The organism is Hymenobacter elongatus, from assembly GCF_004745955.1.
Lineage (GTDB): Bacteria > Bacteroidota > Bacteroidia > Cytophagales > Hymenobacteraceae > Hymenobacter > Hymenobacter elongatus.
Genome location: NZ_SRLD01000074.1, coordinates 1 through 7,677 on the forward strand (window position 1 = coordinate 1; position 7,677 = coordinate 7,677).

Below are 7,677 nucleotides of genomic sequence, written 5' to 3' on the forward strand. Positions count from 1 at the left end.
AGCAGGAAGGGCCGCTGGTGCGGCGCTGGAAAAATTACTATCAGCCGGCCGCTATCCCGGCCCCCACTTGACACCTGACCCCAGCGGCGGAAGAAAAACCGCTGCCTATCTTGTCTGCCTGTAAAGTCCAATCCGGATTACCAACCCGGCCCGTAAAGCGCAGGCCGGATTACTCCCTCCACCTGTATAGCTATAGCCGGACGAGACATGAAATTTCTTTGCCGTGGAGATGCTTGCAACACTCTGACCAGGCTGTATGGATAGCAAATACACAGAACGTTATGTCTCGTACTGCTTGACATGACATTCCAGAAAGGCAAACCACCTCCCAAAGCGCTACTGTCCACACAGCCTAGTATTCGCAGCTCGTTTTATGTAACGCTTTACTTCTTGCAACGAAGCTGTTTAGGAAGTCTGTTTTGCGTCCTGCTCGATCTGGCGTCTGCTTGCCGAAGCGTTTCTACTGCTTCGTTGAACGGCTCAACGAAGCGGTAGAGATGCTTCGACTCCGCTCAGCATGACGTTCTTTTTTACCCTGTTTCTTGTTGAGGAACAAGTCTACTAGAGCGGTTTCGTGAACGGTGCAACCCGGCTGCTGTAGAGACGCGTATTCGCGTCTCGTCGTTGAACGAAACCGGGCAGGCGGCACGAACGACGAGATGCGAATACGCGTCTCTACATCGGGTGGCTACGGTTCGCGAAACCGCTATAGCTACGCACCTTAGGAGCAGAAACTGCTTTTATTCCTCATAAGGGCAAGAGGCTTCTGTTTTCGTGGGCAATTTGGGCACTATTTGCATCAATAGGCAGCCGGCACTAGTCCAAAGCGGCGCTGGCTTCACTTCTCACGCCTTTCATCTTGCCTCCTATGTCCGCACTTCCCAAGCCGCAACCCTGCGGCCAATCCTGGCTTGCTATGAAAGCTACTGCTAATGGTCGTAGGTGCGGGCAGTGTGAGAAGGAGATTTACGACTTTTCGGCGATGTCGTGGCCCGCTATTGCGCGTACCCAGGCCGCCCACGGCAACGCGCTGTGCGGCATGTACGCGCCGGCGCAACTGGAGCACTGGGGGCAGGCCCCACCGGAAAGTGCCTGCGCCCGGCTGGCGGCGGCTACCGCGCTGGCCCTGACGTTGTCGGCTATTCCGGCGGCGGCCCAAACTCTGGCCGCCACCACGCTCAGCGGGACCGTACGGGCCGTTTCCTCGAAAGGAAAACCTGAGCCGCTGCCCTTTGCTACGGTATTGCTGACCGGTACCACCATTGGCGTCACAACCGACGAGCACGGGTACTATGAGCTGGCCATTCCGGATGCGGGGAGCAGCACCGAGGCCACCACCGTCGTGTTCACCAGCATTGGCTACGAAACAGCCCAATGGGAGCTGCCGCCTCAAAGCCCCGGCCTGCTACAGCACGACGCGCTGCTGGCCATTAATTTGAATACCTCTCTTTCTGTTTTTTCGGTGCGAAAGCCCACGGTGGCAGCGCGCGCAGGGTGGACGCTGCGGCGGTGGTTTGGGCGCAGCCAATAGGGCGCGTCGTGCCAACCGCCGCCGACTGCTAGGCCTGGTGCCCGGCAGCCGGGGGCAGCAGGGCCGGACTCGGCGCGTCGTCGGGCAGCAGCTCGGCCCCGCTGCCGGCATCGGGCACGATGGTTTTCCAGGCTGCGTTTCTGAGCTCGTCCAGGCGGCGGAGCGTGTCGGTAACGGTGGCGTGGCTTTTCACTTTGTCGAAGAACCCCGTCGAAACCCCCACTTTGATAAGCCGCTCGAGTACGAAGGGCAAGATCCAGCCCACGATATTAGAAGCCAGCACCCCGCGCAGCCCGATGCGCAGCAGCAGACGGGTAGCCATGCGCTCCAGTAGCAGGGCTTTGGCGGCGGGCAGGGCCTTATCGGCCAGAAAATCGACCACCAGCTGCACGTTGCCCTTTTGCACCTCGGCTCGCAGCACGTCCTGCACGGCGTCCAGGGTTTTGCGGGCCAGCTGCTGAAACAGGCGGCCGGTTTGCCAGGCGGCCAGGCCCGTGGCACGGGCCGCACTGAACAGTGGAGGGAGGAAGGTGGGCTTTTTCATACAAATAAGGAGTACTCTTGCAGCTACGTAGCGCCGCGAAGAACGGCTAAAAACCAGCGTCTGGCTTATACGATGCCCTGGGTTTGGGCTGAGTGCGCAACTTTAAGCAGCAGAAACACCGGCTTACTGCCCGGTAACGCGTAGAATCGTACTCATCATTCCCGCAGCGCGGTTCTGGTTCTATGAATGCCATTGTAATTACTACGCCTGGCGGGCCCGAAGTCCTACAGCTCCAGGAATTAGCCCAACCCCAACCCGCACCCCACGAAGTGCTGGTCCGGGTGCAGGCCGCCGGCCTCAACCGCCCCGACGTGCTGCTGCGCCAAGGCAAATACGGTGGCGCGGATGACGCGACCGGCTTAGTGCCAGGTCTGGAAATAGCGGGCATCATCGAAGCCTGCGGCGCGGCCGTGACCCGCTGGCAGCCCGGCGACGCGGTATGCGCCCTGCTCGCGGCCGGCGGCTACGCCGAGTATGCCGTGGTAGATGCCCGGCACTGCCTGCCCGTGCCCGAGAACTGGAGCCCAGCGGAAGCCGCTTCCCTACCCGAAACGGTGTTTACGGTGTGGCACAACGTGTTTCAGCGCGGCCAGCTCCGGCCCGGCGAAACCCTGTTGGTGCACGGGGGCAGCAGTGGCATCGGCATTACGGCCATTCAGCTGGCCCACGCGCTGGGTAGTCCGGTGTTCGTCACCGTGGGTAGTGCCGCAAAAGCCCGGGCCTGCGAGGAGCTTGGCGCGGCCACAGCCATCAACTACAAGGACGAAGACTTTGAAGCCGTCGGGCAAGCCGCCGGGGGAGTTGACGTAATTCTGGACATGATTGGCGGCGACTACACACCCAAAAATCTGCGCCTGCTCAAAGACGATGGCCGGCTGGTATTCATCAACGCCATGCAGGGCGGCAGGGCCGACTTCAATGCCCTGGATATTATGCGCCGTCGCCTGACTATTACGGGCAGCACCCTGCGCCCGCGCTCCGCCGATTTTAAAGCAGAACTGGCCGCTGAGGTGGAAAAGCACGTCTGGCCGCTGCTGGCGCAGAGAAAATTCCGGCCCGTTATCTACCGCACGTTTCCGCTGGCCGAAGCCGCCGAAGCGCACCGACTGCTCGAAAGCAGCGCGCATATCGGCAAAATCATGCTGACGGTGGGAGAGTAGCGCCCCACGCCCCGGCTGTCATCCTGAGCCGTGCGAAGGACCTTCCTTACCTAACCCACTAACCCTCTGTTCAACGTAACAAAGCCCTTTACTGCGCAGGCAGCAAAGGGCTTTGTTACGTTGAACAGCGCTTAGCACTTAGGCGAGGAAGGTCCCTCGCGCGGCTCAGGATGACAGACGTGGGGTGGAGGGTCGCAGGTAAGACGGGCTTTTACGCCTTTTTCCACTTGATGGTGCAGCCGATGGCTTTGGTGGAGCTGGTAGCGGCGGGCTTGCCGGCCAGAATGTCGGTCATGGCCTGCTCCACGTATTTGGTTTTCACCAGCTTGGCGTCTTCGGAGTTGTCGTCGATGGCCCCGATGTAGGACACGACGAAGTCCGCGCCCTGCTTCGTGACGACGTACAGGTGCGGCGTGCGGGTGGCCCCGAACGTCCTGGCTACCTGCTGCGACTCATCCTGCAGATAGGCGAAGGGATACTTCTGGCTGGCGGCGCGGGCCTGCATCTCGGCGAAGGAGTCGCCGGGCACGGTGGCCACGTCGTTGGGGTTGATGGCCACCACGGAGTAGCCCTGCGACGCGTATTTCTGGTGCAAGGCGATGATGCGGCTTTCGTAGGCCTTGGCGTAGGGGCAGGTGTTGCAGGTAAAGACCACGATGTAGCCCCTGGCGGCCTTGTTGTCGGCCAGGGAGACCAGGGTGCCATCCACGTTTTTGAGCCTAAAGTCCGCGACTTTGTCGCCGACCTGGTAGCCGGGCGAAACGAGTGCGAAGTTGCTGAGCAGCACCAGTGCGCAGCAAGCGGCGAAGAAGGAAAAGAGCGTTTTCATGGGCGAACGAAGGTTGGTGAAAGGAAAAGTGAAAATACGCTACCGGAGAAACGTCTGGAGCTGGGTCGTCAGCTCGGCCTGGGTGAACTCCTGCTCGAAGGCGGCGCGCAGCTGCTTTTTCTGGTTGTAGATAAGCGTAAACGGCAGCGCGCCCGACCATTTGCCATCCACCTTGTCCAGCCAGGAGTTGGGGTCGGTTTCGTTCAGCAGCACCACTTCCGACCTGAGGCCGCGCCGGCGCACGAAGGGCTTGACTTTTTTGTCGAGCTGGGAGGCGTAGTCCAGGCTCACGAGCAGCACCTTCACCTTTTGCCGGGCGTAGGTGGTGCTCAGCTGGTCGAAATAGGGCAGCTCCTTCACGCAGGGCGCGCACCACGTCGCCCAGAAGTTGACCACGTAGGTGGTGTCGTTCTGCCGGCTCAGCCGCTTTTGCAGCTCCGGCAGCTTGATAACGGTGACCTGCTGGGCGTGGGCGGCACTACCCGAAAGCAGCAGGGCCAGGAGCGGAAGGAATCTGAGACGGGTCATGTTTGGGAAAAATAAGCGTTGTATAGACCGCAACCGCGCCGGAAGGTTGCCACGGCGCGGGGCCAGCCATTCTGACATGAGACGCGAAGGGTCGCGTCGCTGCCTCGTTCTGCCCGGCCAGAACCAACGGCCGCGCACAATCCTTCCGTACCTTTGTTGTTCCTTCTGAAACTCCTCCTTCGGGTTATGAATAAAACGTACTGCCCCAGCCTCACCGAGTATAAGCGCCGCCTGTCCCGCGAGGTGAAAATCGGCGACCTGCCCATGGGTGGCTTGCATCCGATCCGGGTGCAGAGCATGACTACCGTCGATACCATGGACACCCTCGGCTCGGTAGAGCAGACGCTGCGCATGGTGGCGGCCGGCTGCGAGTATGTGCGCATCACCGCGCCCAGCATGAAGGAGGCCCAGAACCTGCTCGAAATCAGGAAGGAGCTGCGCAAGCGCGGCTGCGCGGTGCCCCTCATTGCCGACATTCACTTCACGCCCAACGCCGCCGAGCTGGCCGCCCGCATCGTGGAGAAAGTGCGCGTGAACCCCGGCAACTATGCCGACAAGAAGAAATTCGACATCATCGAGTACACCGACGCCAGCTACGCGGCCGAGGTAGACCGCATCCGGGAGCGGTTCCGGCCCCTGGTCCAGATCTGCAAGCAGTACGGCACGGCCATGCGCATCGGCACCAACCACGGCTCGTTGTCCGACCGGATTCTGAGCCGGTATGGCGATACGCCGCTGGGCATGGTGGAGTCGGCGCTGGAGTTTCTGCGCCTCTGCGAGGAGGAAAACTACTACAACGTGGTGCTCAGCATGAAGGCCTCCAACACCCAGGTGATGGTGCAGGCTTACCGAATGCTGGTGCAGAAGCTCGACGAGGAAGGCCTGCAACCCTACCCGCTGCACCTGGGCGTGACCGAAGCCGGCGAAGCCGAAGATGGCCGCATCAAGAGCGCCGTAGGCATCGGCACGCTGCTCGAAGACGGCCTCGGCGACACTGTACGCGTGAGCCTGACCGAAGCCCCCGAAGCCGAAGCGCCGGTCGCCAAAGCCCTGATTGACCGGTATACCAACCGGGCCGCTCAGGCCAAACCGATCAGGCCGGTAGACGTGGTGCCCATCGACCCGTTTCAGTACCACCGCCGCCACACGCACGAAGTGCTCAACTTCGGCGGGCAGAATGTGCCCCGCGTCATCACTGATCTTTCGCGCCTGCCCCGCCTCGAATATGCCGATCTGCGGGCGGCCGGACACCTATATTCGTCCTTTCTGGACAAGTTTCAGATGAGCGACCTGGGGGCCGACTACATCTACACCGGGGAGCAGCCGGTGCCGTTTATGCTGCCCAACGGCCTAAAGGAAATCGTGACCCACCGCGCCTGGGTAGATGCCGGCCAGCGCCCCGACCACTTTCCGCTGCTGACGGTGTGCAGCTACCTGGCCGATTTTCCGAAGCTGCATCCCCAGCTCAACTTTGTGATAGTGGAGTTGGACGCGCTGGATGCCAGCCTGCTGGCTGAATTGCGGGCCGACGCTACCGTGGTGCTGGTGTTAAGCACTACCAACGCCCACGCCATGCCCGAGATGCGCCGGGCCTTCTTTGAGTTGCTGAACGCCGGTGTTACCTGCCCGGTCGTCGTTCGTCGCTTCTACTCCCTCACCGACCCCCAGCAAACCCAGCTCGACGCTGCCACCGACGTGGGGGGCCTGCTCATCGACGGCCTCGGCGACGGTATTTCGCTCTGCACCGACCTGCTGCCCGAGCAGCCCCAGGAAACCTGGCTGCGCGACATCGACCAGCTCAACCAGCTCAGCTTCGGCATTCTGCAAGCGGCCCGCACCCGCATGAGCAAAACCGAGTACATCAGCTGCCCGAGCTGCGGCCGCACCCTGTTCGATTTGCAGGAAACCACGGCCATGATCCGCAAGCGCACCGACCACCTGAAGGGCATCAAAATCGGCATCATGGGCTGCATTGTGAACGGCCCCGGCGAAATGGCCGACGCCGACTACGGCTACGTGGGCGTGGGCAAAGGCAAAATTGCTCTCTACCGCGGCCAGGATGTCATCAAGAAATCGGTGCCCGAAGAACGGGCCGTGGATGAGCTGATTGAGCTCATGCGCGAAGATGGACGGTGGGTGGAAAAGGAGCTGGTGGAAGAGCCGGTGGGAGTGTAGGAATATATGATACTTTAAAAATGTCCTTAAGTAAGCATACTCAAGACATCGGGCTATAAAGTCTGAGGTTTTAGCACTAGCCAATTGAATGTAATATGCGGGCAATAATTTTTGCTTTACCTCTGCTCTCAGCATGTTCAGCCGCCATTTCTCCACCACAATGGATAAAAGGCGAATGGAAAGACTCGAAGGATATAGGGACTGTATACCGGTTTGATGATAAATCAATACTGGTCAAGACGGTGCCTGATCCAACTTGGAAAAACTGGAACAAAACCGGATTCGAGTGTGAGTACTGCTTTTTTTACAGTAGTGTGGAATTTCATCTAGGCAATACATATGTGCTGAAGTCAGACCATTTTGAAGGTCAAAAATCTATTTACTATATAATATACAAACGCATTAGCGAGTCGAGAATATTGGTTTACGACTCGACTCGAACTTCTTATAAAAACTACGACACTGGCACAACTGTATTTCGCCCGTTTGCCCGTCACTGGCAAATGGAATTGGTTAGAAACTAACTGCGTAATGAGACGTCGGTACTGTCCACCTACCCCATGACCATACCAGCTATAAGCAATTCATTGCATGATACAGTAGTGCAGAATTTTGCTTTTGATTCACTCCGTAAGGGTGTAATTCAAAACTACGCGTTGGGTTGGTAACTTATAGCAGATTCGTGAACGGTGTATCTTACGGCGAGGTTTGGTCGTAAGTCCCAGGATGCAAGCTTATTCACTGGATTTACGCACGCGCGTGGCTGCGGCGTGTCAGCACCCTGGGGCGCGGCAGGCTGCGGTGGCCGAGCGCTTCGGCGTGAGTGTGCCGTTCATCAAGAAACTGCTGCGCCGCCAGCGGCAGACCGGCTCGTTAATGGCCAAGCCGGCCAGCGGCGGGCGGGCCCGTT

Annotated in this window: 6 protein-coding genes and 1 pseudogene; 4 read left to right on the forward strand and 3 right to left on the reverse strand. The window is 59.6% G+C overall.

Annotation, left to right across the window (positions count from 1 at the left end):
• The first annotated feature begins 916 nt into the window (after positions 1-916).
• Positions 917-1,531 carry a carboxypeptidase-like regulatory domain-containing protein gene (locus tag E5J99_RS20395; RefSeq protein ID WP_167852267.1) on the forward strand — a complete coding sequence of 205 codons (615 nt, stop codon included), beginning with the start codon at positions 917-919 and terminating at the stop codon, positions 1,529-1,531.
• Between the two features lie 28 nt (positions 1,532-1,559).
• On the opposite strand, the gene E5J99_RS20400 is transcribed toward E5J99_RS20395, so the two are convergent.
• Complete coding sequence (locus tag E5J99_RS20400; protein WP_135499658.1) at positions 1,560-2,075, reverse strand: hypothetical protein; 516 nt, start codon at positions 2,073-2,075, stop codon at positions 1,560-1,562.
• Positions 2,076-2,257: 182 nt separating this feature from the next.
• Here E5J99_RS20400 and E5J99_RS20405 point away from each other — a divergent pair, with 182 nt between their 5' ends.
• Positions 2,258-3,235, forward strand: a complete 978-nt coding sequence (locus E5J99_RS20405) for an NAD(P)H-quinone oxidoreductase (RefSeq protein WP_135499659.1) — start codon at positions 2,258-2,260, stop codon at positions 3,233-3,235.
• Positions 3,236-3,446: 211 nt separating this feature from the next.
• On the opposite strand, the gene E5J99_RS20410 is transcribed toward E5J99_RS20405, so the two are convergent.
• Positions 3,447-4,064 carry a thioredoxin family protein gene (locus E5J99_RS20410; RefSeq protein WP_135499660.1) on the reverse strand — a complete coding sequence of 206 codons (618 nt, stop codon included), beginning with the start codon at positions 4,062-4,064 and terminating at the stop codon, positions 3,447-3,449.
• 39 nt (positions 4,065-4,103) lie between these two features.
• Entirely contained in the window at positions 4,104-4,592 is a 489-nt protein-coding gene (locus E5J99_RS20415) for a TlpA disulfide reductase family protein (RefSeq protein WP_135499661.1), read from the reverse strand.
• A gap of 186 nt (positions 4,593-4,778) precedes the next feature.
• Between E5J99_RS20415 and ispG the strand changes: the two genes are divergently transcribed.
• Both ispG and E5J99_RS20425 read left to right on the forward strand, forming a co-directional pair.
• On the forward strand, positions 4,779-6,767 hold the full coding sequence (gene ispG / locus E5J99_RS20420; RefSeq protein ID WP_135499662.1) for a (E)-4-hydroxy-3-methylbut-2-enyl-diphosphate synthase: 1,989 nt from the start codon (positions 4,779-4,781) through the stop codon (positions 6,765-6,767).
• 726 nt (positions 6,768-7,493) lie between these two features.
• Positions 7,494-7,677, forward strand: a pseudogene (locus E5J99_RS20425) (hypothetical protein); the annotation flags it as partial.

Bases quoted from the DNA above. Each gene is read 5' to 3' on its own strand.
- E5J99_RS20395 (WP_167852267.1), top strand. From the start codon at position 917: ATGAAAGCTACTGCTAATGGTCGTAGGTGCGGGCAGTGTGAGAAGGAG.
- E5J99_RS20400 (WP_135499658.1), bottom strand. From the start codon at position 2,075: ATGAAAAAGCCCACCTTCCTCCCTCCACTGTTCAGTGCGGCCCGTGCC.
- E5J99_RS20405 (WP_135499659.1), top strand. From the start codon at position 2,258: ATGAATGCCATTGTAATTACTACGCCTGGCGGGCCCGAAGTCCTACAG.
- E5J99_RS20410 (WP_135499660.1), bottom strand. From the start codon at position 4,064: ATGAAAACGCTCTTTTCCTTCTTCGCCGCTTGCTGCGCACTGGTGCTG.
- E5J99_RS20415 (WP_135499661.1), bottom strand. From the start codon at position 4,592: ATGACCCGTCTCAGATTCCTTCCGCTCCTGGCCCTGCTGCTTTCGGGT.
- ispG (WP_135499662.1), top strand. From the start codon at position 4,779: ATGAATAAAACGTACTGCCCCAGCCTCACCGAGTATAAGCGCCGCCTG.